The organism is Methylotuvimicrobium sp. KM1, from assembly GCF_044788715.1.
In the GTDB taxonomy this organism is placed as follows: domain Bacteria; phylum Pseudomonadota; class Gammaproteobacteria; order Methylococcales; family Methylomonadaceae; genus Methylotuvimicrobium.
Genome location: NZ_CP173170.1, coordinates 1554800 through 1580812 on the forward strand (window position 1 = coordinate 1554800; position 26013 = coordinate 1580812).

General features: G+C 47.5%; 26 protein-coding genes and 3 pseudogenes. 12 read left to right on the forward strand and 17 right to left on the reverse strand.

Annotated features, from left to right (window positions below):
- Positions 1-215 precede the first annotated feature (215 nt).
- Positions 216-494, forward strand: coding sequence for a type II toxin-antitoxin system RelE/ParE family toxin (locus ACINK7_RS06600; RefSeq protein ID WP_404360519.1), 279 nt, complete (start codon positions 216-218; stop codon positions 492-494).
- A gap of 9 nt (positions 495-503) precedes the next feature.
- Complete coding sequence (locus ACINK7_RS06605; RefSeq protein ID WP_404360520.1) at positions 504-791, forward strand: HigA family addiction module antitoxin; 288 nt, start codon at positions 504-506, stop codon at positions 789-791.
- Positions 792-1035: 244 nt separating this feature from the next.
- Here the strand turns inward: ACINK7_RS06605 and ACINK7_RS06610 are convergent, their stop codons facing one another.
- The 6 genes and pseudogenes from ACINK7_RS06610 to ACINK7_RS06635 all read right to left on the reverse strand — a co-directional run bounded on the left by ACINK7_RS06610 (position 1036) and on the right by ACINK7_RS06635 (position 8339).
- Complete coding sequence (locus ACINK7_RS06610; protein ID WP_404360522.1) at positions 1036-2352, reverse strand: hypothetical protein; 1317 nt, start codon at positions 2350-2352, stop codon at positions 1036-1038.
- A 497-nt stretch (positions 2353-2849) separates the two neighbouring features.
- A pseudogene (locus ACINK7_RS06615) lies at positions 2850-3257 on the reverse strand (putative toxin-antitoxin system toxin component, PIN family).
- Positions 3257-3496, reverse strand: coding sequence for a ribbon-helix-helix domain-containing protein (locus tag ACINK7_RS06620; RefSeq protein WP_404360523.1), 240 nt, complete (start codon positions 3494-3496; stop codon positions 3257-3259). Before ACINK7_RS06620 ends, ACINK7_RS06615 begins: the two are co-directional and overlap by 1 nt.
- Before the next feature lie 207 nt (positions 3497-3703).
- Positions 3704-6952 carry a hypothetical protein gene (locus ACINK7_RS06625; protein WP_404360524.1) on the reverse strand — a complete coding sequence of 1083 codons (3249 nt, stop codon included), beginning with the start codon at positions 6950-6952 and terminating at the stop codon, positions 3704-3706.
- Between the two features lie 196 nt (positions 6953-7148).
- Positions 7149-7697, reverse strand: coding sequence for an endonuclease V (locus ACINK7_RS06630; protein WP_404360526.1), 549 nt, complete (start codon positions 7695-7697; stop codon positions 7149-7151).
- 99 nt (positions 7698-7796) lie between these two features.
- Entirely contained in the window at positions 7797-8339 is a 543-nt protein-coding gene (locus tag ACINK7_RS06635; protein ID WP_404360527.1) for a flavin reductase family protein, read from the reverse strand.
- A 172-nt stretch (positions 8340-8511) separates the two neighbouring features.
- Between ACINK7_RS06635 and ACINK7_RS06640 the strand changes: the two genes are divergently transcribed.
- The 6 genes and pseudogenes from ACINK7_RS06640 (at position 8512) to ACINK7_RS06665 (ending at position 11351) form a co-directional block, all read left to right on the forward strand.
- Positions 8512-8826, forward strand: coding sequence for a hypothetical protein (locus ACINK7_RS06640; protein ID WP_404360528.1), 315 nt, complete (start codon positions 8512-8514; stop codon positions 8824-8826).
- A 131-nt stretch (positions 8827-8957) separates the two neighbouring features.
- A complete protein-coding gene (locus tag ACINK7_RS06645) occupies positions 8958-9167 on the forward strand; it encodes a DUF3820 family protein (RefSeq protein ID WP_125217289.1) in 210 nt (69 codons plus the stop codon).
- Positions 9168-9200: 33 nt separating this feature from the next.
- Positions 9201-10238, forward strand: a complete 1038-nt coding sequence (gene rlmN / locus ACINK7_RS06650; protein WP_404360529.1) for a 23S rRNA (adenine(2503)-C(2))-methyltransferase RlmN — start codon at positions 9201-9203, stop codon at positions 10236-10238.
- A gap of 178 nt (positions 10239-10416) precedes the next feature.
- A pseudogene (locus tag ACINK7_RS06655) lies at positions 10417-10771 on the forward strand (transposase); the annotation flags it as partial.
- A gap of 11 nt (positions 10772-10782) precedes the next feature.
- Positions 10783-11004, forward strand: a complete 222-nt coding sequence (locus tag ACINK7_RS06660) for a hypothetical protein (protein ID WP_404360530.1) — start codon at positions 10783-10785, stop codon at positions 11002-11004.
- Complete coding sequence (locus ACINK7_RS06665; RefSeq protein WP_404360531.1) at positions 11004-11351, forward strand: integrase core domain-containing protein; 348 nt, start codon at positions 11004-11006, stop codon at positions 11349-11351. The genes ACINK7_RS06660 and ACINK7_RS06665 overlap by 1 nt, the downstream gene beginning before the upstream one ends.
- A gap of 279 nt (positions 11352-11630) precedes the next feature.
- On the opposite strand, the gene ACINK7_RS06670 is transcribed toward ACINK7_RS06665, so the two are convergent.
- The 8 genes and pseudogenes from ACINK7_RS06670 to ACINK7_RS06705 all read right to left on the reverse strand — a co-directional run.
- Positions 11631-12359: a tellurite resistance TerB family protein gene (locus tag ACINK7_RS06670; protein WP_404360532.1), complete on the reverse strand. Its 729-nt coding sequence runs from the start codon at positions 12357-12359 to the stop codon at positions 11631-11633.
- A gap of 15 nt (positions 12360-12374) precedes the next feature.
- Positions 12375-12617, reverse strand: coding sequence for a ferritin-like domain-containing protein (locus tag ACINK7_RS06675; RefSeq protein WP_404361421.1), 243 nt, complete (start codon positions 12615-12617; stop codon positions 12375-12377).
- Between the two features lie 21 nt (positions 12618-12638).
- Positions 12639-13295, reverse strand: coding sequence for an exopolysaccharide biosynthesis protein (locus ACINK7_RS06680; RefSeq protein ID WP_404360533.1), 657 nt, complete (start codon positions 13293-13295; stop codon positions 12639-12641).
- Positions 13296-13511: 216 nt separating this feature from the next.
- The gene (locus ACINK7_RS06685) at positions 13512-13697 is read right to left on the reverse strand and encodes a hypothetical protein (RefSeq protein ID WP_404360534.1); all 186 of its coding nucleotides are present in this window, start codon (positions 13695-13697) and stop codon (positions 13512-13514) included.
- Positions 13698-13743: 46 nt separating this feature from the next.
- Positions 13744-14202 carry a hypothetical protein gene (locus ACINK7_RS06690; protein WP_404360535.1) on the reverse strand — a complete coding sequence of 153 codons (459 nt, stop codon included), beginning with the start codon at positions 14200-14202 and terminating at the stop codon, positions 13744-13746.
- An 89-nt stretch (positions 14203-14291) separates the two neighbouring features.
- Positions 14292-14906, reverse strand: a complete 615-nt coding sequence (locus ACINK7_RS06695) for a DUF502 domain-containing protein (RefSeq protein ID WP_404360536.1) — start codon at positions 14904-14906, stop codon at positions 14292-14294.
- Positions 14907-15281: 375 nt separating this feature from the next.
- Positions 15282-16265 (reverse strand): class I SAM-dependent methyltransferase, encoded by a 984-nt coding sequence (locus ACINK7_RS06700; protein WP_404360537.1) that lies wholly within the window; start codon positions 16263-16265, stop codon positions 15282-15284.
- A 49-nt stretch (positions 16266-16314) separates the two neighbouring features.
- A pseudogene (locus tag ACINK7_RS06705) lies at positions 16315-16575 on the reverse strand (integrase core domain-containing protein); the annotation flags it as partial.
- 117 nt (positions 16576-16692) lie between these two features.
- Here ACINK7_RS06705 and ACINK7_RS06710 point away from each other — a divergent pair.
- The 4 genes from ACINK7_RS06710 (at position 16693) to ACINK7_RS06725 (ending at position 19733) form a co-directional block, all read left to right on the forward strand.
- Entirely contained in the window at positions 16693-16914 is a 222-nt protein-coding gene (locus tag ACINK7_RS06710) for a hypothetical protein (RefSeq protein WP_404360538.1), read from the forward strand.
- On the forward strand, positions 16911-17093 hold the full coding sequence (locus ACINK7_RS06715; protein WP_404360539.1) for a hypothetical protein: 183 nt from the start codon (positions 16911-16913) through the stop codon (positions 17091-17093). The genes ACINK7_RS06710 and ACINK7_RS06715 overlap by 4 nt, the downstream gene beginning before the upstream one ends.
- Positions 17094-17698: 605 nt before the next feature.
- Positions 17699-18379, forward strand: coding sequence for a response regulator (locus tag ACINK7_RS06720; RefSeq protein ID WP_404360540.1), 681 nt, complete (start codon positions 17699-17701; stop codon positions 18377-18379).
- Positions 18366-19733, forward strand: a complete 1368-nt coding sequence (locus ACINK7_RS06725) for a sensor histidine kinase N-terminal domain-containing protein (protein WP_404360541.1) — start codon at positions 18366-18368, stop codon at positions 19731-19733. Before ACINK7_RS06720 ends, ACINK7_RS06725 begins: the two co-directional genes overlap by 14 nt.
- A 26-nt stretch (positions 19734-19759) precedes the next feature.
- On the opposite strand, the gene ACINK7_RS06730 is transcribed toward ACINK7_RS06725, so the two are convergent.
- From ACINK7_RS06730 to ACINK7_RS06740, 3 genes are all read right to left on the reverse strand, one after another.
- On the reverse strand, positions 19760-21523 hold the full coding sequence (locus ACINK7_RS06730) for a DUF3300 domain-containing protein (RefSeq protein WP_404360542.1): 1764 nt from the start codon (positions 21521-21523) through the stop codon (positions 19760-19762).
- A gap of 314 nt (positions 21524-21837) precedes the next feature.
- Complete coding sequence (locus ACINK7_RS06735) at positions 21838-24888, reverse strand: efflux RND transporter permease subunit (protein WP_404360543.1); 3051 nt, start codon at positions 24886-24888, stop codon at positions 21838-21840.
- Positions 24889-24899: 11 nt separating this feature from the next.
- Positions 24900-25967 (reverse strand): efflux RND transporter periplasmic adaptor subunit, encoded by a 1068-nt coding sequence (locus tag ACINK7_RS06740; RefSeq protein ID WP_404360545.1) that lies wholly within the window; start codon positions 25965-25967, stop codon positions 24900-24902.
- Between the last annotated feature and the right edge of the window lie 46 nt (positions 25968-26013).

Below are 26013 nucleotides of genomic sequence, written 5' to 3' on the forward strand. Positions count from 1 at the left end.
CCAATTTGCCGGTGATTTGCGGCGTTCCCGGCGGCTTCGCCGCCGGGAATCGCGGCGCTCACTTCGTTCGGCCTTGTCCCGTCGCCTTGCGCCGGAACAAGGCACTTCACCAGACGGAGCGGTCGTCAAGCATACAGCTTGCCGCCCGCTCCGCTGTTGAGCGCCGCGATTATGCCACTTGACACCTGATACGTACCAGGTTACGATCTGATTCTATGATTCGAAGCTTCAAACACAAAGGTTTAGCCACGTTTTTCAAATCCGGCAGCACTGCTGGTATACAGGCAGCCCATGCTAATAAGCTTCGCCTCATTCTCGGCAGACTCAACGTCTCTATAGCTCCTAAAGACATGGATTTACCAGGGCTTCGATTGCATGAATTGTCGGGTAACCGCTCTGGTACATGGTCAGTCACGGTTAGTGGCAATTGGCGTGTTACTTTTCGTTTTGAAGGTGAGGATGTTGAGGTAGTGAATTACGAAGACTATCATTGAGGTGTCACCATGTTAATGTACAATCCGCCGCATCCTGGCGAAATTATCAAAGAGCTTTGCCTTGATCCGCTTGACCTTTCTGTTACTGAGGCTTCTAAAGCCCTTGGCGTCAGCCGGAAAACCCTGAGTGCTGTGCTCAATGGTCGTGCAGGCATCAGTCCTGAAATGGCAATTCGATTGTCCATAGCTTTTAATACGTCATCAGAGAGCTGGCTTATGCAACAGACCCAATACGATCTATGGCATGCTGAGCAGCACCGCAATGAATTGCACGTTAAAAAGCTTGTGGCTGCTTGAATCGTCGCATAACGGGTCAGATAAGGAGCGCCCAAGCGCCTGCTTGATCTGATTGATGGCGTTGCGTTTGATACTGTATGTCGTTTTGACATGCTCAAGCTCCTTATCTGACCCGATGGCTCCGCGAAGCGGAGCCATCGCTTAGCTCACCTGCGAATATTGCGGAGAGCGTTTTTGTGTAAAATGAAGCTGCGCGACATACACAAAAACGAGCGCAGCAATATTTGTCAGGTGCAGCTACTTGTTAGTTTTTTTTGATTCTAGGAAGGATCTTTGTAAAAAATTCTTCTGTTTTATCTTCATCGCATAAACTTTCAATAAAGTCATTTGAGTCATCTGAAGCAATTTCATTTTCAAGTAGAATATTACCCAAAATTCTTAACCGATCCAGCTGGCCTGGCCCCCTGATTCTTCTTCTGATTTTGGTGTCTTCTTTAACTATAGAAACAAAAATATCAATACTCTCAACATCAAAAGATTGAAACATTTCTTTGATAGTTGGAGCCGCTGAGTCTGAGTAAAAATTAGTCCTTGAAAATCGACTACTACTGCCTTCATAGCCAACATATGTTCTCGTTATCGCCTGTATGAATTTAGGCAATAATTCTTCTGGTATAAAGCGGGAAAATGGCTTTATTTCTTTCACTAACTTCGATTCTTTATCCCAGTCATCTAAAGAATCAAATAATTCATCGACTACTGGCTCTATAATAATCCGCCTTGAAGCCTTGTTAACATACATCATTCCGGCGACTAAATTTATATATGATAAACCTCGATCTATCTTCTTTTGGTCACTCTCAACAATGAGCTTATCAAAACGCTTACCAATTTGTTTCTTATCCTCTTTTGTTAAAGAAGACCACAATATCGGAGCGCAAAACTCGATGTTTCCTCGCAAGTCACTAGATATGTTCTCACTTATATATGTTGTCAAAAATCGATTGGACAGTTCAGTTTTATATACAGAAGGCAAATCAGTGAATGCTTGATCAACTGCAATTTTGTTCCGCGAATAATCTACCGAGTCCATTTGAGTAAGATAAGTTTCAATATTGATAATTGAAGGAGGGAATTCCTGAGAAAGAACATATTTATTGCAGTCTGATATTAAATTCAAAACCTTAAGCAATCCAGGGTCTGAGCTTTTGGGATGCCCATGAAACATATTTCTTGTTTCACGACATTGATGCATCAACTTCCTACCCTCCCAACTCAAAACTCCAATTTTGTATGCTCCATCAATCAAGTCATTGTCAGTCACATGATCTTGAAAATCTTCATAGTGTACTATTGTTTTCTTAGGATTAACCTCCTTATTAAACAAGTCCAAACTCCTATGAATTATTTTCTGCCTAATGTCGTCAATGACCGCATTCCAGTAAGCTCCAATTGCACTTCTATATCCCTTAACAGGCAAAACCTTTAGCGCCTCCTCTAGGTATGGGCAATCCCGCACTTCTTCCCGAACATTCACAATTTCTTTTGACACAAGATGAGCCTCTTCCTTGGTAATCATCTTAAGTTTCTTTACGTCAAATACAATTAGGTCGTTTCCCATAAAATTTCCATGATAATTGTGAGGCGCTGAAAAACTAATCGCGGCGCTCACCAGCGGAGCGGGCGGCAAGCTGTATGCTTGACGGCCGGTCCGTCTGGTGAAGCGCCTTGTTCCGGCGCAAGGCGACGGGACAAGGCCGAACGAAGTGAGCGCCGCGATTCCCGGCGGCGAAGCCGCCGGGAACAAGTTATTATCTCTACCGGGCTAACATACGGCTTTCCCTGCCAAATTGTCAATAATGCAGCTTCAACGCTAGATTTTCTAAACGGTATAACCGACTTTTCATTCATGATAAACCGATCGGGATAATTGCAAAGACACATATTTAACGACCGCAATAACCTACCCAAGCGACATTTAAACATCTGAATTAAGAGACCGACCGGTTTGGGGCAGACTGTCACATTCATTGAAGTGAAAGAATTAAATTATCGAACGGCTGGTATGGAGAAGCTAAATTTCAATGTTTTTATATCGAGGTGATATTCTGCTTATAGTTATAGCGCCTCAGCGCAAAATTCCGCAGGATTAACAATGCGTGTTCTACCAATGCTGCCGCGTGCAACAAACCTGCACGGTGATCCCTGTCACTAGATAATCGGCATCACCAGTAATAGCTATCGCAAGCAAAAATAGCGTCGTCAGGATCCTCGACTTCAATTTCGATAATGAGTCGCTCTAGGACGATGATACGTTGAAGGTTATTACCATAGTGCCTACTCTAGTCGGTTGAAGGATTTCCTTAAATTTTGGGTATCTGCTTGCTCGGCGTATCTCCTCTAGCTGTTCACGCGAGGTTCCAACATCAAAGCGAGCTGATCGCCATGCCCGATAAATCTTATCCGGAAAACCGTGAGGGGAATTAAAGCACTAAATAAAATATTGGTGTCTAGGACAACCCGCATCAGCGTTTACGAGCCCACTCGAGCGCTTCGTCAACTATTGAGCCTAATTCCTTTTCATTAACCATGGCATTGTCAGCCTTGGCTTGTTCGGCGGTCAGTTCCAGAATATGCGCCCGAACAGCGTCCTCAATAAAGCGTGATAAATCGCCCTTTTTGCCGCCTCCTTGACTGGCCAAAAACATTCGAAGGGAGCGATCAGTTTCGGTGGAGACAGCTAGATTCCAGCGTGTTGTTGCCATAAAAATCTCTAATAATTTGTGTATATATGTTTATGCATCATATTAATAAGAAAAAATTAATTATCAATAAATTTATAAAAAAATATTAAAAAAAATGTTATTTAATGCTTCAAAGGAGGCATTGACTCATATCAACCATTTTTGAAAGAGCGGCCATAAAGCGGACGTAGAAAATTTACAAACGTTTTCCAAATGCCCTATAAAAGTCTAGGAAAAACCTCGAATTCGTAGCGCTATTGATTCAAGGTCATGTTCGCCAACATTTGCCGCTAATTTAACAGTAAGATCACGTTTCAATATGGCGAGATCAAAGACTAATTCGGGGACTCCTGAATCGCCTAAAAGGGCTGGCAATATGTAGAACGCCCCGAAGTGACGGTACGATTCCAGAAATCTTTCTAGATTAGTACCGTTGTCGGGTGTCATAGTTAAAGATCGGCTGGCCATTGTCACCACTTGATTTGGTTTAAAGCTGCCCGTTTCCGACAATTTGGAGGTTATCAGGACGCAATAGTGATGTTCGTTCTGTTCCGGCAGTCGACGGATAATGGATAAAGAAATTTCTTCATTTTTATCCTGCGTACCGAACCGTTCCCGCCAGCGCTCAAAAATTTTCCTGCCGCCTTCTTCATTTTCAAAAAGAAACGCCACACATGGAGGTTGAGAAGAGCTGAATTGAGCATAAGCAGTTCCTCTCCATTGCGCCTGATCCCAAGTATGAATATCAATAACAGATTTAACGCTATACGCCCGATGATCTTTTGGCATGGACGGCTTGTCGCTTTGAGATTCTGGATTATCGTTTTCTTCTGTAAGAGGGATAAACTTGAGTGCCGGGCGCTGGCTGCGCAATTCGTAAGATTGCTGTATAGCTTTTTGCCAATCTGATAGTCGGGAAATGTTTCGCGTCGCGACTCTGTGGTAACTGGTAGAAGCGAGTGCCACCATTGTCATTCTGTGTTGCACTGCTTCATCAGCATAAAGTTTTTTCAAAAATTCCTCAGCATCTTCAATAATGCAGCATGTGGCAAGGACGTGGCCTGATACCTCTGCCCAAAATTTATGGATCTCTCTTTGATTGTCAAAATTGCTGGGAGAAAGATTAGTAGGCCAGGTGATGGTGCCGGTCATATCCATGGCGCTCACCTCAAAGGATGGTTCGGGTATTTCCGCGTTTTCTAACACATTAAGCCGTAATTTTTCTGTGTGGGGGATAATGCGTTGTTCAATCGCCGTGGCAAAAAACGCTTCCAAAGAACCCAGAATAGCTTCCGCAATAAGGACGGATTGAACGCTGCCTTCAATATGGATTTCGACGGCCATACCCAGAATGGTTGTATTTAAAATCTGCGCCTCTTCAGTGTTCAGAACAAGAGGGCCGTGTACATTTTGTGCAACTGGTTGGCTTGCGAGTATTGAAAAAATCCGGTTCACGTCGTCATCGGATTCTTCCTCTGGCAAACTGCCGTCAGCCCGCAAAACATCTCCGTGTCCAAGCGTATAAAGAAGCGCAGACCGCGCCATGAATAATCCCAGCGCCTCAAGTATATCCGGTAGGTCCCTCAGCTTGCGAAGATTGGTTTCACCCAAATTCAGGAACAGACTGCCCAGCACCACATCTAATTCCCGAATATCTTCGCCAACCTTTTCTTTTGAATCATCCGCCAAAGGTAAGGTGGCCAGAGCACCGTTCAGTAATTGAATGGCAAACAGAAAATCAGGAATGTGGCGCAATTCCAATGCTATCCACGCCCAGGTTTTCATTGTTGGAACAAAACTGACCGGCAGTTCACTATCTTCTTCGCCCTTCATAACAAGGGATGCGGCGAGGAAGGCGCAGCTTGCCCGTGCTGCCCACAATAGCCCAGCACTCCGATAGGCAAGCATCAAAAGCTGAAGGGCTTCGATGAGATGATCCGCATATTCCTTTTTTGTCAGCCCTATAGAGGCTTTGCCAAGCAGGCGGATCATTTCAAAGTTATTATCAAAATCAAGTTTCTGCGCCCGCTTAAGAAGTATCAACGCACCTTCAGCCTCACTTTTCCGGTTGGAAACAAATTCCGCTGTTTTCTCCACCAGATCGTTATAAGTGGGATCATTTCCGGCTATATTTCCAGCTATCTCTATCATTTGCACTAGCCTATCAGCTTTAAACTCGCCAAGACCGCTTGCTTTTTCCAAGACGACAGAAAAATCACTCCAAACGCTGGCCAGTTCCTCGCGCTTGTTATCAAGCATAGCTTGGTTCATCCGGATAATGAGAAGAGAAGTTTGCGCTTCAAGAGCGTTATTGGGACGGTCTTTATCTGCGGCTATCTTTTCCAAAGCTTCCTTGAGCCTCTCTGTGCGTTCATCCAGCCTGCATTCATCGCGCGACATATGGTCATGGATAACCGAATTTACGAACAGTTGAAGCAGATTGCTCAAAAATTCCAGATTTAAGGCATGATCGGATTTTAGCGCTAGCTCCTCAAAGACTTCATATGAATCCTTTAAAAACTGAAAATCATCAAACCACCAGAATGCCGTCCAGATATGTTCATATTTAGCTTCCAGCTTTTGCCGATAAGTGCCGTCTGCCTCTGCCACTCGGATAGCCCGAAGAAACCTGCCATCAGTTTCATGACGAGGGCGTTCCATATTACGGGAGAGCTTTGCTGCCAAGAGGGCTTCCGTAACCCGCTGTTGTTCTATGCCCTTGAAGGCGTCAGGGCTATCAATGGACTTTTCAATCTCTGTGAGTTGCTGTGCGCGGGAATAATCCGTTGGCCCCAGCCTAAGCGGATCATCTTTGGCTTCGCCAACTTTCAGGTAATTGTAAGCAATATCTTTGCGGTCATTCTCTATGATCTCTTTTACGATCCATGATCTGTCATGAATTGTAACCGGAATGCCGTATTCTTTTGTAAGGGCATCCTCCACATCTGCACGGTCTTTATCCTTGGCAAATCGGCTCGTGACGAAAAATATCTTTTTATAACCCCTGTCAGTTTCAGCGATTTTCTTTACGTCGTCTTTTACCTTGGTTTTCCAATCTTCTTTTGCGCTGAACGCGAAAGCCCATCTTTCTTCTGCGGCCTTCGTCTCGTCAATGTAAAATAAGGCGGCGATTTCCTCAGCAACGGGATAAGTCTCGGTATCTACTTTGCTGTCACCCCCGCCGTCCGGCCCTGTATGCGCACGCAAGTTCGGGCAAATTGTTCGTTCGCAGAGTTTCCGGCAAAAGATTTCAAAATCATGGGTCTGATTGCGTGAGGTAATAGAATCCAAATGATATTCCAAGGCCAAGGCTTCCAGAAGATAGGCTATACGGCCTTCGGTGTCCGAATAATATTCAGGCCGAAGCTCTCTCATAAACTGAGACGGTCTGACTCTCTTAATATCTTCGCCATCACTTTTGGTCATTAATACCACTACTATATTATTAAACTGCTGCTGAAAACCTAATTCATTCAAGTTTTATATGTCCGCTTTGGGTCGAATTTTGACATAACAAGCTCTGCCAATCAGCGACATTCCAGAATATCAGTGTGATGGCGGTTGCAATCCAGAACGTCACTGTTCGACATTCAATATAATCGGTGGCTAACCCGCGTAGCTGGTTTGAAGTCCGTTTGATGGTGAGGCGAGGCTACACTGCTTTGGTCTGGTCTCAAAGCTTCCCTCTCGCTAATTGGTCAGCCATTCGTGCCAACTTTGGGATTCGGTACTTCCCTGCGATTCCACGCACCCACTGTGCTGCCGATTCGACCTCAATTCCAGCTGCGGTAATATAAAGAGGACGCTTTGACATGCCCCGGTGAACCGGAATGACAAAGGCACAAGCTTCAGTACCGGCGAACGAGCTCTTGGCAATCCCAATCACAGGTGTTGTTTTTCCAAGGGCTTCGTACAGATAGGCACCTAGACCGGAGCGACCTGATGGGGGCAGCCAAACGTAGCCATCGACAACAACAACGGTTGGAGTCTCAGGCAACAATCGAAGCACGGCCATCAGGCATGGTAATTCTCTCCGGTAGAAACTTCCCGGCTTGTAAGGCTCAACTTTCTCAATGAATTGAACATACGTTGAACTTGGCGCTGGCGCTGCCCACGAGTCAGCCAATACGCAAGCTGCACGCGCCCCCTCCTTACGGTAGTAGACGTCAAGCACCGCGACTGTCATTGTGTTTTCTAATTTTGAATACACAAGTCTACGCATTTTTTCGCGCTGTTTCGGTGGAAAGACGGATTTGACTGAGCATCGAAAAACCACCCGACAGCTCCAATTGTTAACACCACATTTTCAAGATTTTCAGCGTTAGACCCCTTCTGGAAGTTTCGATCGCATCATTTCTCGCCGATCCAACTTGTCTCCATCGACTACAAATGTCCCATCACCGACCGCGTGAATGGTGCGCTTCTCTTCTCGGGGTTCATCAAAGTAGGCCTCAACACCTTCAAGGACAAGGATATTGTGCTTTTCGACGATATCGATCACCTTGCATTCAATATTTGCCAGGCATTCCTTGATCAGTGGCGCCGCGACATGCTTTGCCTTGAGTGGGGTTAGTCCAAATTTTTCCAATTTATCCGTATCGGCACCGGAACAAGTCCCCGCCCCAACCACCTGATCTATTAGATCCACCGTGGGTATAGCAATGACGCACTCTTTGCAATTCCGAAGCGTGTTATAGGAATAATTCCAGGATCCCGTCGTTATGGCAAATCTCGGTGCAAAATCCATGACCATCGTCCAAGAGATGGTCATGATGTTATTCTTCTCGCCATCATTTGTCGTAATCAACACAACAGGACCAGGCTCGATCAGCGTGAACGCTTTGCTAATGGGCATTGTCTTCATCACCGTACACCTCATGCTGTTTGCCAAAATATATTCGACAGTACAGAGCTCTTATAATGCCGGCTTTCGATTAGGAGAATCGTAAAATACCGTTGCACTGCTTGCGCCATCGTGCGGGCGACGACACCTTCGCCCAACACGATCTATCCGTCTTCAACCTTTGGCCCGGCCTATGTTCAAAATCTACAAGCGAAGCATTCATATCAGCTCCTCGGAAAATTCTCAGCAGCGACTTAAAAAACAGATTGAAAAAAATTCCCGTTCCAGCATTTCCAATATCCTGGCAATTCCGGCTATCATTGTCGGAGCTATCGTTGGAACACTAGTCTTTTCCGTGTTTTTTGCCGTTTTGCTGATTCCTCTTGTAATTTTGGGATTCAAAGCATGGCGTATGATGAAATCTGCGCAGAAACAAACCATGCACGGAACAGAGGATGACAGAATTACCGCCGAATACACGGTGCTTTCAGATGACGAAAAGGAATAATCCATCCAGCATAGTGGCTAAATTTAATCCACAGAACCTGTGGATAAGCCTGTGTCGATCCCGTTACAAGTAACGACAAGTCATTGTCCACACTAGCGCCAGGTTAAATTGGTTGACTTCGAGCCACCATCATGAATTCGGAAGACTTAAAAAAGCTAGTTACATTTGCTATGCCTTTCGGCAAATACAAGGGGCGAGTCATCGCGGATTTGCCTGGCCATTACCTTAACTGGTTTGCACGAGAGGGATTTCCAAACGGTGAATTGGGCCGGCTATTGGCCTTGATGCAGGAAATTGATCATAACGGTCTTAAGCCACTGCTAGATCCCCTAAGAAAATGAGTCATTGAATTATTAATATGCCAGGAGAAATTTTTGAAACAGTCTTTTTATGACCTAAGCTATTCTGATTTAGAGGCGATTATAAATCAAAATAACTTAAACCCGTCTGTATCAGCCATACTTTTCAATTGGCATTATAAGAAAAAAGAAACCACTCAGTGGCGTGATAAAGTTTCTAAATTGGCGTTAGCTTTTCTTGAGAAAAGTTTCGACTTTTCGCTGCCCGAAATTGATACGGTTTATGAGTCAAAAAAAGATAGAGCAGTAAAATTTCTTTTTAAGCTTAAAGACAATCATAAGGTTGAAACCGTCCTAATCCCATTTAACAATAAATATTCAATTTGCCTTTCATCACAGGTTGGCTGCGCAATGAATTGTTCGTTTTGTTTTACCGGAGAACAAGGGCTGAAAAGGAATTTGACCACCAATGAAATTGTTGGCCAGTTCCTGCAGGCTTGGCGTTGGTTGGCGACAAATAGACCTGGAGAAGAGCGGATTATAAATATTGTTTTTATGGGGCAAGGCGAGCCTTTACATAATTTTGATTCTGTTAAAAAAGCGTGTGAAATTTTCTTATCTCAACACGGAACTTCAGTGGGAGTACAAAAAATCACTATTTCAACAGCCGGTTATATTCCTGGACTTAAAAGGTGGAGCCAGGAAATCCCTGGAGTGAACCTTGCATTGTCTCTTCATTCGCCATTTGAAGAAAAGAGAAATGAACTTATTCCCATTAATAAAAAATATCCACTAGCTGAGGTATTGACCTATATTGACAAGATACCTTTGAATAAAAAACAATTTATTACTTACGAATACATACTAATAAAAGATTTTAATGATTCACTAAACGACGCTGAGCAACTCGGGATGTTACTCGCTGGCAAAAGTGCTTATATCAACTTGATTCCTTTCAACCCATACCCGGGATCACACTACAAGAGCCCGAGTTTGGATAAAGTTGAAAAGTTTAAAGAAGTTTTAGATACTTTTAAAATCCCTACTTTAATAAGAAGCGCTAAAGGCGATGACGTATTAGCCGCATGTGGACAACTTAATTCCAATAATTAAATAACTGCATATTCTGACTCAACCTGAACATCCATTCTGGAGCAATCTGAACACTAGTTCTGATTCAAGTTGAACACTTGGCGTAAAAAAACCCACGTCCACCGATGCGTTAGGTTTTAGGTGTTCAAGTTCGTCCAGAATCAGTGTTCAAATTAGTCAGAATACGCACTTACACGACTGGCTGCACCAAACCCGGTTGCGCACCGCACCGAATACCGCGACCGCCAAAGCCATCGATCACGCGTTAAAACGCTGGAAAGCCCTGACACGATATGCCGAAACTGGCGATTTACCCATAGACAACAACCCGGTAGAAAACGCCATCCGACCGATTGCCCTGGGCAAAAAAAAACTGGCTGTTCGCCGGATCCGAGCGTGCCGGTCAACGGACCGCCGTCATCCAAACCCTGCTCGGCACTGCCAAACTCAATGGCCTCGATCCCGCCGCTTGGTTAAATGAAACACTGGAAAAACTCCCTACCTGGCCCAATAGCCGGATCGACGAGCTATTGCCTTTCGACCATCTGGATTAAATCATGCTCAGTTGAGTACGAATAGGTGGCTCGGCTGGACGCTTACGCTGCAAAAGCGCGGGCGCAAGACCGAGCCGGCTCAGGCCGAGGACCGTCGTGTGCGCCAACTTACCCAGGATAATGAGCGCCTGCGCCGTAGACTCGCTCAGGCCAATGCCATTATTGATGTCCAAAAAAAACTTTGCGTCTTGTTCGGACTGCCGACGGACGAGACGCCGAGCGAGTCCAGCTGATGCAAGCCCTTAACCAGTTGGCCCCGGAGGTCGGCCTGGCTCCGGCTTGTGCAGCCCTGAATTTGAACCGCAGTTCGGTCTATCGCGAGGATGCCCGCAGCCATTGCCAATGCTTCTTCCCGTGGTACAACCAGTCCCATTGCCACTCGGGCATCGGTTACATGACCCCGGCCACCGTCCATTTCGACCAAGCGGCTACGGTATACCAAGCACGCGCAAAAACCCTGGAGATTGCCTTCCTCGCCAATCCCAAGCGATTCAAAGGAAAGTGCCCTTTGCCACCCAGCTTGCCTAACGCCGTTTGGATTAATCCGCCTATAAACACAAAGGAGAACCTCGACCCATAAATACACAACAATTAGACACTAAATAAATCAACTTGGTGTCTCAAAGTCATTGACACATTCCGCCGCTCTCTAAGAGCTGAATGTCTGTTATCGGAAATGGTGTGTGGCTGCTAATGGTCGATTGGGTGAGGTCGCCAACGACTGCATGGAAAAGAAGTTAAATGGAAAGTTATAGAAAGTCTCTGCAAAAACATTAACTTAACCATTCAAAACACGGCCATCCTCGCATCGGTGCGAGGATGGCATGTTATGTAGGGTGTTTCTAATTGGTTAGGCTGCCTACTGTTGCGACATAGCGAGCAGTTCTTGCTGAAGGCTGGCGGTGAAAGCTGGTTCCAGCTTTAGTGCGGTAGCTAAGGACAAGAGAAATTCTTGTTCAAGCTGACATTGGCTGTCGCAAACCAGTAAAGCAGCAAGATAAATCTGTGCTGATTCCTGTGGAGATTTTGCAGCAGCAGCGATGGTACTGACTTCTGGTGTGTTCGCCATCTCCTGCATCAGTAGAATTTTTTCCTGTGCGTTTGCTCCAGCGGATTCAAGCTGCTCCATAATTTTCTGAGTTTCTACTGCATCCATATGCCCATCAGCTTTAGCTGCGGCGATCATTGCACGGATGATAGAAAGTGAAAGTTCGTTGCTTGTTGTTGCAGGAGCAGCGATTGCTTCTGCTGTTTGCGGCTGAGTATTGGTCATCAGTCCAGACAATAATCCGCCAGCTTGTTCTATCATGCCTTGTGCGGACTGAGTTACCGCACTGCCCAAACTCGCATTTCCACCAGCCGCTTTTTGCTGCTGATAGTTCCCAAATGCTTTATAAGCAAGCGTTCCAAGCAGTGCAATACCGCCGACCTTTGCCGCAGTTTCAACGGTATCTTTACCTAGGAGTGATGTCGCGGCGCCTCCAGTTAGCAACCCGGCCGCAAAGTTTTTTGTTGCCATTCCTCCTAGCATTTTACCGACAAGACCATTTGAATCAACATTAGCGAGTAAGTTTTTTGCGTCTAACATAAGTAATCCTCTTCATTAGATTGTTTTAAGGTGGTTTTCAACTTTGGAAATATGCTTTTCCTCGTCAGAAATCATTTGGCGTTCATATTCTTCAAGTACGATCGAATGCGCTTCGACTAGTTTCAGTAGCGTGCGATAATTTTCTGCTTGCTTCTTTTCATGTTCCAAGCTTTTCTGAAGTATGTCGTTTATGGAATGTTTGTGCGTTTCCAGAAGGTTGGAAACTTTAATGGATGGATGACCTTTAAGTGTAGTGATATGTTTACCAGCTGTTTTTGCTCATGGCTGTCCGTTCAAACTGAAGAGCAGGGTGCCGCCCATAAACAAGCCATACAGGATGGATACAGAGAAGATAGCGGCTATCAAACACATCGCGAGTCCGGCCAGACTAATGGCTCCATCATCGTTCAGGAGTCCAAGGCCGGTGACGAAAATGCCGATAGCAGGCAGGGTATTGGAACCCGGAACGGGTACCATCATAAAGAGTGTCATCGAGGCAACCGCGCAGCCGATCATCGCACGACCCGGACCGCTTGAGCATACGAGAGTCAGCCGCGGTTTTGTCAAGCCCTCGATGCGCCGTATCCAGGGAATACCGTGCTTCACGAATGCCTGCAACCGGCTCAAGGCGATTGGCCGGTTTATGATCCACCCTGGTAGCCAAGGACTTTTGCTACCCATCAGCAACTGAACCGCCAGTAAAAACAACAACAATCCAAACGGTAGGGCATATCCCGCCGCCGGAACCGGGAGTGCCGAGGGCAGTGCTAGCAAGACAAACAAAAAACCGAAGGTGCGCTCACCTGCCAACCTCAGTACATTGGCCAAGGTAAGTGGATCGCCAGTCGATTCTTCAAAAAAATAACGCTGAAGGTCTTTGGAAAGCTGAGCCATAATCAGTACGGTAATTTTATGTTGGAACCACGCAACTTGCATCCTTTGTGCAAGATCGTAAGATTTACACGTTTCAGTTTGTTTAGCAAATAGCCACCTTTAAGTTACTTTTTTCTGATTAAAATTCTAATACCGCAGCTTGATGCCTATGATAATTGTTATCTTTTGTTGCGATAACATTTCCCCTTCCTCTCAAAACCAGGAGGAAAGGGAAAAAATTTATCGGGTTTAAGCCGGGTAATTATTGCCTGCTATTCCTTATTGATGCTGCCAGGTCAAATCGGTTGTTTCCGGTTTGTCAGTGCCATGCTGATATGGGGTTCTTTCACAGGCCCCTGTTAGCAAGAATTCACGCAACAGCATAAAGCCCTGCAATAAAAGAGCGGATAATAAAATGCCGGGAATCAAGGATCGTCCCGGGATTTTACTTAAAAAATCATTCACTCACTACAGCCTAAAAAGTATCAAATTGAGATTAAAACAGGTTCATTCAGGTGAAGAGTAAAAGGGTCGCGCTCAGCGAGCTGATGATAAGAGCAATCCGAATCCAGACGACGATTTTAGATGATTCGGCTAGCGCCAACCGCTGTTCCTGAACGTTGGTGTATGCACGTCGAGAAATAACTTTCGCCATGTGTATGAAATACCACGTTAAGCCAATGGCGGCTGCTAGGCTACTCCAGAAAATGATAATTTCCGACGTTCTCTTAGAGAGATGGAAGGCCCACTCAAAGAAATGTTCGGCTATTGTTTCAAAAAGCTCGAACAGTATATGTAAAGCATGTTCGAGCGCTATAAGACCATGTCCGAGCAACGATAACAGGGTATCGCCAAACATGAACAAAGTGGGGATACCTAACACAAGGCCAACTGTGATACCACCCAAAAAGCGATACAGGGTTCTTGCGTAAGCAATCAACTCTGTTCCAAGCAGTTCAATTTTGGTCATGAAATTTTCCTCGCAATCACTCGATAGGCGAGACACCTGCTTTTGACATTTGCTTGGCTAACGATCAGGGCGTTTTGCCGGTGGGGGCTTTATCTGGGCAGATTCCGCGCTTCATGTGATTTGGGAAAATCGGAACCTACGCTGATCATAAAGCTGGTGACTTCCTCAAAATTCAATTCCGATTTAATCACCTTGGATTCATGGATGATCACCGTGAAGCCATTGCTGGGATTCGGCGAGGTAGGTATATAGAGCACATAGCGGTCGTCCTCTCGGTTGGTTACGTAGGCTGGCACCCACACGCCGTCTTTGGGGTATTCCACGTAGACCACTTCCCGCACCGGGTTCCCGCCTTGGCCGCGAAACATGTCGATCACCTTCTTGCTGACCCGGTAAACGCCGCTCAGGAACGGTACCCGCTCGATGAGCATGTCAAACAGGGAAATGATCAGGGACTGCCAGTATTTCGCCAACTCGCGTCCGATATACACCAGCAGAGCATAGACGGCAATGAACACAGCGGCGGTAATCAGATAGTGCCCCATCCATTCCCTGACATCGAAAACGGACTGCAGTACAAAACTGACCAGCCAGACGAAGATCTGCACGACGATATAGACAGGCAGGATGCGAATGCTCCCACCAGGAAGTGATTGAGCGAGAGTTTGACGAATTTTAAAAGTTCGGACATCGATAAGCTCCAATAGTTTTTCTTGGCTAATGTTAGAGGCATCACATCAAGTGCGACTCTTTAAAAGCAATTGCCGGTAAATAAACTCAAAGGTCCGGTTATGAAATAAATAATAATCGGTCAGACGAACTCAATGGTTTTATGTTGACACCTGCACTCCCTGACATTGAGTCAATTCTGCAATGTGCAGCAACTGAGAAATTGGTTTCTTTTAGTGAGCCTCGGGTATATGGCAGAGCACTTCCAGTTTTAGCCACTAAGTTTGTTTGCATTAATAAAATGCCAACACTACTCAAACTTAATTCCGTGTTGATCTTGCCGCATTATTAGCGCGATAGTAATTCGAGGTCAGAGTAAGCTGAGATTAACTTTTCCCTGACCCCCCCGGTTAATTCGGATTTTGAATTGACAACAATTTATTGCATACGGAGTCGCAGATGTCTTTGCCGTTTTTAAACTTATTGATATAGATCTGTTCTTTGTAGTACTGATGACTTTTTCTCAAAAATCTCAAATAAGGGGTAGGTGTAAAGAAATGTCTTTGCATGGTGTGCTGTTGAAGCACCTCTGAGATAGTTTCAGCATTGCCCGCAACCAATGAATTAACTTCTATTTCTGTTGCTGTTGATTCGTCGCATTTTGTTAGCACTATATTGATGTGCTTGGTGCCATTTATAATTTGTATATCATCAATAAGAAAGCCGAGTTGAAGCGCCAAAGCTCGAATTGTATTAGGGTTGTACCAGTAAAGATGACCGACATGAAATATTTTATTCGGAGCATGATATGTCGCCTCGATATTAGGTATCTCCATAAGCACATGCCCGCCTTTTTTAAGTAGTTTGTGCATTTGTACCATTGCTTCGCGAGGATTGGGCAGATGTTCGAACACATGATTAATGGTTATAAGGTCATATTGGTTTTCAGTTGTTAAATCTCGAAGAAACCCTGTTCTTATAGTGTTCAAGTGAAGATTAGATCGCGCATAGTTTGCATACTCTTCGTTAGGCTCAACTCCATCAATTAAGATGCCTATCCTTTGTAAAACATATGCAAAAAAACCTGCACCTGCACCTACATCAAGCACTCGCATACCATCTCTGTATACAGATAGAAAGCGAGTGTTTCTGTCTATGGCTCTCAGCGTTTCTCGATAACAGTGCTTGTGTTTTGGTTGAAAAGCCTTTTTGTACTGTTTTCGATACTCAGAAGCATAAAACTTTTCAGTACGTTCAATAGTCGGCTGAGGATCGACCCATACCAAACCGCAGTTTATGCACATGACATTAATAAGCGGCTGACCATTTCTGTCTTTTTTGGCAATGATTTTTGTCTGATTGTTTCCGCATACTGCGCAAGCGGAATGTGTCAATGACTTTGAGACACCAAGTTGATTTATTTAGTGTCTAATTGTTGTGTATTTATGGGTCGAGGTTCTCCTTTGTGTTTATAGGCGGATTAATCCAAACGGCGTTAGGCAAGCTGGGTGGCAAAGGGCACTTTCCTTTGAATCGCTTTGGATTGGCGAGGAAGGCAATCTCCAGGGTTTTTGCGCGTGCTTGGTATACCGTAGCCGCTTGGTCGAAATGGACGGTGGCCGGGGTCATGTAACCGATGCCCGAGTGGCAATGGGACTGGTTGTACCACGGGAAGAAGCGTTGGCAATGGCTGCGGGCATCCTCAAGGCATCCGAAGCGAAGCTTATAGGGTCAGGTCTGGAATTTTACAAATATGTGCTTGCATAAACGAGATATGATGCAAATTAAAAGACTTGACCCCATGCGCGTGTTGCCGAACGTGTGGCGCATGGCGGTCATAATATTCCGGAGCAAGCCATAGAGCGACGCTTTGCGCGTATTTTTCGCAACTTACTAACTCAGTTTAGTTATGCCGTCGATCGTTGCGCTTGTTTTATGAATACCTGTGACGAAACCACGTTGATCTTTGAACAGCAAGGTGAACAACGCAATGTCATTCACGCCCCTTTTTATCAACATCTTTTAAACAAGGCCGACCTATGAAACTTGCCAAAAATACACCATCACAAAAAAGTCAGGTTATTGAAACGGTATTAAATAAGGCCATTGCCGCCGCCTTGGAAAAAAAGCATCGCCTCGGCCAATATGCCGTGTTCTGGGAGGACGACAAGGTCGTTTACCGCGGCGACGATGCTCCTAGACTGGAGCAAAAACAGGATTAACCACCTGTCTATGCTTCGAATACTGGAATAATTCTGTCTGGTGCCCGGAAACTAGTGGCAAGGCAATGCGTTATATTCTGTTTTGGGCTTAGCATTTTGCTTGACTGGTGCTTGATCGGCCCCACTTAAACTAGGTTGAAATATATGGAAATCAATATGAAAACAGCTAGAGGGGCTACGGTATTTCAATGATTAACTATTTGGGATAATTTAGGTGCTGGGTTCACGGCGGTCCTCGGTAGAGATATCCCATACCTTTTATTCATAGACAGTTTTTCGGTCAAAAGGGCGTACTTGTAGAAGTTATTATTTTGTGTGCATCTTTCTAAGATGGTTGATTCATGACGGCTATAAGCTATAAAGAGTCGAATACGAAATTTTTCCGTATTTCATCATGAACTTTTCCTCGATAATTGTTTCAAGAATCTCTGCGGAGTTGCGTAGAGGAGGGTGAGCATGCCCGTCCAGTGTATAATCGTTGTATAGGAACTGTGGCGATGTTATAGGTCGTTGTTATGTAATGGTAAAAAAGATTCTGGTTTATTTGGCTGTTTGACGGATTTTTTTACGCTTTCGCTTTATCGTTTTGTTTATGCTTTAACTATATGAATATTTTATTGATTGAAGATGACTCAGTTCTTACTGACGGATTGATTCATACGCTTAAAAAAACCGGCTACGTTGTTACCGCCACCAAAAGCGGACGGTATGCCGAGCAATTAGTTGAGGCACAAGATTTCGATTTGATTGTGCTGGATTTGGGGTTGCCCGATATGGACGGTTTAGAATTATTGCGCAAATTTCGAAACAGTAGGATTTCGTTGCCGATTTTGATTTTAACGGCAAGGGAAAGTATGAACGACCGCATCGAAGGTATTCGTCAAGGTGCGGACGACTACATGACCAAACCTTTCGAACTAATGGAGTTGGAAGCGCGTATTCACGCATTGATCAGGCGTTGTTATGGAGGCTTCAGCCATACCATCGAAGTGGGTCGACTTTCGCTCGATACTCAAAATAATCAAGTTTCCGCTGATGGGCAGTTACTGGTTTTATCGGCTCGTGAAGCGGCGGTTCTCGAAATTTTGTTATTACAAGCAGGCAAAGTAGTTTGTAAGGACCGTATCGCGCAGCGTTTGTCTGCGGACGGCGATGCTTTGGCCGATAATGCGATCGAAGTATATGTGCACCGCGTTCGAAAACGCATCGAACCTTATGATGCCGTTATACGGACCGTACGGGGCTTAGGTTACTTGCTGGAGACGGGTAGCGATGGAGCAAAATAGAACGCTAAGAACCGAAATATTGATTCGGTTAATTACGCCGGTTTTGTTGTTTGTCGTATTTGAAGCCGTCAGTTCCTATTACGTTACGCGGCATTATGTCGATGAAGCTTACGATCGATGGCTATTGGATTCTGCAGGTTCTTTGGTGCAGGAAATCAAAGTTAGTGATAATCTGATTGTTGCTGAATTACCGCCAGCTGCGTTAACTATTTTTAAATGGGATGAATTAGACAAGACTTATTTTAAAATCATCGCTGAAAATCAAGGCATGATCGCTGGAGATAGCTTCGTTCCCGAACCTTTCGATGAATCGACCGATTGGTCGGCGCCGGTTTTTTTCAATGATACGGTTCGAGGCGAGTCGGTACGAGGAGTTTCTATCCTTGTCGCGCGGAAAGACCTTCCGGAAATCGTATTCGTGCATGTAGCCGAGACGCTTAACAAGCGCCGCAACATGATGATGGATATTTTATTGGCCGATTTGATACCGCCGATTTTTTTAGCGATTTTTATTGGTTTTTATATGCGTAAGGCCGTTTATCGAGGCTTGAACCCTTTACGCGAATTGGCCGATGAAATTGCCATGCGCTCCCCGAAAGACTTAAGCCCGATTCCTGAAGCACATGTTTTTGCCGAAGTGCGGATCTTGACCGATACCATTAATGGTTTGTTGAAGCGCTTGGACGGCGCGATCGCTTCTCAGCAACGCTTTATCGCCAATGCCGCGCATCAACTTCGTACGCCGCTGGCGGGGCTGAAATTGCAATCGGAAAGAGCGTTACGGGAAGATGACATGGCGGCAATGAAACCGGCTTTACTGCAAATTCAAAGCAGTGCCGACAGGGTTTCTCATATCATCTCTCAGCTTTTGGCCTTAGCCAAATCGGGGGCAATTGAAAGCGGACTACTATTGGCAAAGTTCGATCTATTGACGCTGGTGAGGGAAGTCAGTAGCGAGTGGGTTCCTAAGGCTTTGCAAAATGATATCGAACTCAGTTTCGAAGGTCCTAAACAACCGGTTTATATCAATGGCAATGAAATTTTAATTCGCGAATTGTTGGTCAATCTTCTTGATAACGCGGTCTGTTATGGACGAGAGAACGGTAACATAATCGTAAGGCTTAAGCCGGGGCCTTCGCCTACGTTGACTATCGAGGACGATGGGCCGGGTATACCGGCATCAGAAATGGATAAAATCTTCGAGCGCTTTTATCGAATTCCGGGAAGTCCTGGAGATGGTTGCGGGTTAGGGCTTCCTATTGTTAAGGAAATTGCCGACTTACATCAAGCGGAGCTTTTTCTCGGAACTTCGAGCAACACGGGCGGAACGAAGGCCGATGTGGTGTTCAAGTAAACATCGATTGAAGAGTAGTGGGATAGCTAATTCGATGACTCTCTTCGATTGGATGATCGGCCAGAGGAATAATTGCCTGAGTCGCTGCGTCTATTTTTACTGTTTGAGGATCGATAATGCAGGCCTGTCGATGCGCCGCCTCTATCGCGATTAACAGTCGTTGAGAAAGACGGACTCTGACGTCGGCTTTCGGATCTCGTTACGCGTCCGTTACTGGGGGTTCGGGTTCGTTGACGTTCTGGTGAAACAGCTGGAGACGATGGGCCGAATGAACTGCCACGTTTATTTTGAAGCGTTGTCCCACTAGACATTTGACGCCGGGAATCTTGGTTTCGATTCGCTTCACGGTTAGGGGCGCTAGAGCGTCGTTGCGCAGGAAAATTCCCGGTTTCGCGGTTTGAAGAGATATCTGAGGTCGTTCGCCGCGAAGAAGGTTCTCGGCGCCGCGCATTGTCACGACTATAGCTACTGTTTTGCCTGCGGGTATTGCCGGATGAAGCGCTTTGAGCGCTGGAGCCGGAATTGCGCGAACTTAAATCGCTTGCCAAGCTGTTTGGCGAAATGTTGCTGGATTGGCGCCAACGCTCTCTTGTTGACATTCTGTCGGTGTCGGATCGGTTATTTCTCCGTCCGGTGCTTTGGGGTGTTGATCGATCGTCATGACTTTGCGTGGTTGCAAAACCGCTCCGATCTCGATTGCGCCAGTCGGATGGGGTCGGGTTTGTGCTATTAATGCGCCAACGCTCTCTTGTTGATACTCTGTCGGTGTCGGATCGGTTATTTCTCCGTCCGGTGCTTTGGGGCGTTGATCGATCGCCATGACTTTGCGTGTTTGCATAACTGTTCCAGCCATGGTTGCGCCGCCCGGATTGAGGCCGGTTTATGTTATCGGTGCGATCGAATTTATTTCGGCGGGTATCGGCATAGCCGTTACCGGAACGTCTGGATGTGCCGAATTGCCGCTGCAGCGAATCATGACGATAGGCAACGCCTCGGCGGTGATTCGAATTATGCCGCCATCTAGGATAGTCGGCGTAACGGATATGTCTTCCTGAAACGAAATGCGGCCTGTGATAGTAGTTATGCCGGCGGTGGACAACCACGGTCTGGCGTCGATACCAGTCGAAACTGCTGAAAAAAAATCCCGGCGATACGAAGATGCCGCGTCCCCAGCCCCAATTAAAACCTAGATTCAAATGAATGCCGGGCGGCGGCCCCCAATAAACAGGAGCGTAACCGGGCCACCACCATGAACCGTAAACGACCTGTGGATTATAATAAGGCACATAGACGACTTGAGGGTTGGCAGGTTCGATAACGATAACTTGATTTTCGCGTACGACTCGCGCATTGTTTGTCGAATTGAGATTGCCCGCCTCATAGGCTCGTTGCCGCAAGTTCTGAACGCTACCCATGACTTGCGCTTCTTGAAATAAAAACGCGTCGCCGAGCGCTCGCGTCCAATTCAGGTCTTCATTCATTCGGTTTAGGACTTCCGGAAATGCAACCAAGGCTTTGACGCTGGGGTCCCAGGCTTGATGTTCGACGGCAGTCACAGCCTGTTCGCCTTCGAGGCCCGGATTGGCTGCCGACCAACGGGCCGCTTCGACGACTTCTAAAGGGTAGGTGGCCGCCACCAGTATTTGCGACAATAGTACGTCTGGATATAATGCGATCGGCGCCAGCATTTGATCGAGTTCGGCTTGACTGAAAGCCGGATTCTCTTGTTGAGCGGATGCGGTCGGCACGTAAGACAGCAATGCGATAAGCAGCATGATAATCGTTTTCATCGTAAATACCTCCAGGCTTGGGCCTTGGCGGGTTGGGCTGGGAAAGTATGTCATCGAAGGAGGTCGGTGTCAGTCAATTTCCCCGCGTTTGGGCAATTGTTACATTTGACGCTTAATCTCTGCTGAATAAGGAACGCAACCGACGCCACGATTTTTGTTCTTTGGCGGGACGGGGTTTGCAACTCCGTCCCGCAGGAGAAAAATCTTTTGTGGGAGCGACGCCTTCGTCGTCCCTCACCTAACGCTAGGTGAGGGACGACGTCGTTCAAGTTGCCGTTGTCCTCTTTCGAAGTCTGCAACCGTCCCGCAGAGAGTTATTTCGCCGCTGCTTCGGCTTTTACCCCAAAAAACAACGCATACAACACCGGTACGGCGATCAGTGTCAGCACGGTCGCGAAGGCTAGGCCGCCCATGATCGTGACTGCCATGCTGGCAAAGAAGGCGTCGGTTAATAATGGGATCATGCCGAGTATCGTTGTGCCGGCGGCTAGGAATACCGGGCGAAGACGGCTAACGCCGGCGTCGACGATCGCGGAATGACCGTGTTTGCCTTCGACGATTTGCGCGTCGATTTCGTCGACCAGTACGATCGCATTTTTCATTAGCATGCCGGACAAGCTCAACAGACCGAGTAGGGCCATGAAGCTGAACGGCTGATTGGAAATCAGCAAGCCGATCACGACGCCGCAGACCGACATCGGCACGACCAGCCAGATGATCAGCGGTTGACGCACTTTGCCGAACAACAAAATACTGATGATGAGCATGACGACGAAGCCGACCGGTATCTGAGCATTGAGCGCGGTTTGTGCGTCGGTCGAGCTTTCGTATTCGCCGCCCCATTCGAAACGATAACCGGACGGAAGCGGGATGGCTTCGATTTTCGCGCGGATGCCGCGGAAAGCTTGATCTGCGGTTAGTTCCGGTAGCGGGTCGGCCTGAGCGGTCAGTGTACGCACCCGGTTGCGTCGGTGTATCAATGTATCCTCGCTGACCGTTTCGAAACGCTCGGCGATTTGCGCGACCGGAACATAGGATTGGTCGGCATTACTCCAAACGAGGCGATCGCGTAATTGTTTGGCATCCCGCCGCTCGGCATCCGGCGGGCGAACGACGATGGGGATTTGTTTGTCGTCCTCGCGGTAAGTGCCGGCCTGGACGCCGGTGCTGGCGAATTGCAAGGCCAGCGCCAAGTCGCTCAAACCGATGCCGGCGATGCGCGCGCGTTCTGGACTGTAGACCGGTTTCATCACCAGTTCTTTTTGCCGCCAATTTGTGCGCAGATCGATGAGATTGCCATCGGCGCGCATGATGTCCAAAGCTTCATTACCGAGCCTGCGCAGTACGGCGGAGTCGGGGCCTGAAAAACGCGCTTCGATTTTTGCGCCGCCGCCGGGGCCAAACATCAGTCGTTCGGTACGGATTTCGGCGTTGGGGTAGGCGGCGCTCAGTTCACTTTTCAATTCTGCGGCTAAGGCGGGAATGGGGTCGAGGTTTTCGGTACGGATAATCAATAGTCCATAGGCGCTGTTCGGTTGTTCCGGCGCGTAAGTCAGCATATAACGACTGGCGCCTCGTCCGATGAAGCTTGCCACCGAAACGACGTCCGGTTTGGCGCGGATGATTGCGTTGATTTCGCCGATATCGCGCTCGGTCGAGCGGATATCGCTGCCTTGCGGCAATTGATAATGAATGTAAAACAGCGGGGTATTGGAATCGGGAAAAAAGGCTTGCTTGACCATGCCGAAACCGGCGAAGCAGGCCGCAGTCAACAGGATCATAATCAATGCGGTCAAGGCTCTGGTTTTTAAGGTGCCGGTCAGGATTTTTCGGTAGGTTTGATAAATCCATGCGCGATAAGGATCTTCGCCGGTTTGCTCGACCTTCAAAAACAAGTGCCCGAACAGCGGGGTGACCGTGATCGCCAAAACCCAGCTCAGCAGCAACGACATCCCGATTACCGCAAACAGCGAAAACAAAAATTCGCCGGTGACGTCCGGCGACAATCCGATGCCGGAAAAGGCCATGATGCCGATCACGGTCGCGCCGAGCAAAGGCAGCTGCGTGCGTTTGACCGATACGGTCGCGGCATCCTTGCCGTTCATGCCGTGCTGCATATTGATAAGCATGCCTTCGGCAACCACGATCGCATTATCGACCAGCATGCCCATCGCGATAATCAACGCGCCAAGCGAAATGCGCTCCATATCGATGTGAAAAACGCGCATCAGGAACACCGTTCCGAGCACGGTCAATAGCAGCGTCGCGCCGACGATCAAACCGACCCGCCAGCCCATCATCAGGCACAGCGACAGTATCACGATCGAAACCGATACAGCCAAGTTGACGATGAAGTCGTCGATCGATTCATCGACGACTTTGTGTTGCTCATAAATCGGATGTATCTCTATTCCTAATGGTATTCGCGGCGCCAGTTCCGCTAAGCGTGCTTCGACCGCTTGTCCAACCATGACGATATTGGCGTCGCGGACGCCCGATATTGCCAGCGTAAAGGCCGGCATGCCGTTAAAGTGTATGAGATGATCCGGTATTTCGGTCGGTTCGCGGCGGATTTCGGCCAGATCGATCAGGCTGATTTGTTCCGTGCTGCCGGGGCGGCCGATGCGTAAGGCCTCTATCGCGTCGACCGAGTCGAAGCCGGCGGCTGTGGTAATGCGAATGCGCCGGTCATCGATGGTGACCGCGCCGGCGTCGGCGATTCTGTTTTCCGAGGAAATGGTATTCAAGACCTGAGCCATCGGTAGACCGAAACGTGCGAGCCTGGCATTCGATACTTCGACATAGATGGTTTCGGTGCGCATGCCGGCGGTTTCGACTTTGGCGACATTGGTCACGGTCAGCAGTTCGCGGCGTAAAAATTTGGCCAAATCCAAAATTTCTCGGTCGGAAAATCCGGGAGCGGTGATCGCATAAAAAATTCCGAATACATCGCCGAAGTCGTCGTTGACGGTCGATGGATTCGCGCTTTCCGGCAAGGTTTGTTGAGCATCGCCGACTTTGCGCCTCAGCTCGTCCCAGACCTGCGGCATCGTACGGCCGTCGTAGGTATCCTTGATTTCGACTTCGATTTCGGAAATGCCGGGTTTGGATTTCGATTTGATATGCTTGATTTGTGGTAATTGTTGAATCGCCGACTCCAAGGGTTCGGTGACTTCCAGTTCAACCTCTTCGGCCGTCGCGCCCGGATAGGGCGTAATGACCAAGGCTTGTTTGATGGTAAAGGCCGGGTCTTCGAGGCGCCCGACCGTGGACAGGCCCCACAGACCTCCGATCAGGCAAGTCAGGATGATCAACCAGGTATTGACCGGGCGTTCGATGGCCGCGCGTGCGATATCGATAGACATGGCTATGGTCCTTAAAATCCGGTAAAACGGCGTACCTTCATGCCGTCATGCAGCAAATGGCCGCCGGCCGTGACGATGTGTTCGCCCCCGCTCAAGCCCGACAGCACCGGAACGCGACTGGCTGCTACGGCGCCGATTTCGATAGCCTGTGGAGAGACGATTTCGGTTTGCGGGTCAAATAGCCAAGCCCGGGTCTTGCCGTCTTCATTGGTATCGATCGCCGAGAGCGGTATCGTGATTTCGGTTGATCCGTTGACGAAAGGGCTACCGACAGAGACGCTGACGGTCATGCCCGGTAAAATCGTCATGTCGTTCGTGCGTTGCAATTCCAGTGTCACTTCGTAGGTCTGCGCGACCGCGTCGGCTTCGGTGGCATGTTCAAGATAGCGTAGCGGCAGGCGTTTACCGGGCTGGCCCGGAAACTCCGCCTCGATATTCATTGCATCGGCAAGGCCGATCAGTCTGATTAGATCTTCCGGCACATTGATCTTGACATGCAAGGCGCTAACGTCCTGGACTCGGACCACGGCTTGGTGCGGTGCGACATGAGAGTGGATGTCGAGCAGGCGGCGCGTGACCAGCGCATCGAATGGCGCGGCGATTCGGGTATAGGAGAGATTGCGGCGGGCATTGTCCAGTGCGACTTGGCGCAGTTTAAAAGCGGTTTCGGCTTCGTCCAGCATGACCTTCGGTATCGTATCCGAGGCCGCGAGATTGCGTTTGCGACCGAGATCGAGTTGTGCGAAGGCGTATTGTGTTTTGGCTTCTTGTTCGTTCAGGCGAAAATCGGTCGGATCAAGCGCAGCAATCAAGCCGCCTTTGGCAACCACGGTACCTTGTTGTAACGGCAATTCGGCCAGGCGTCCGCCGACTTGAAACGAAAGGTCGACCGTTTTTAACGCATCCACGCGGCCGACGAAGCGGCGTTGCGCAAGCGCCTCGCTAACCTTGACCGTTTCGATACGCACGGTGCGGACGATTTCTTGTTCAGGCTCTCCGTCGTTATTGCCGCAGGCGCTGATTAGCGCGGTGATAACAAGTAATAAAACCGCATGTCCGGTCGATTTGGATTTCCCCATGTTACGATTCCTTTGCAAAGATAGGTAGAGTGTCAAGATAATGATT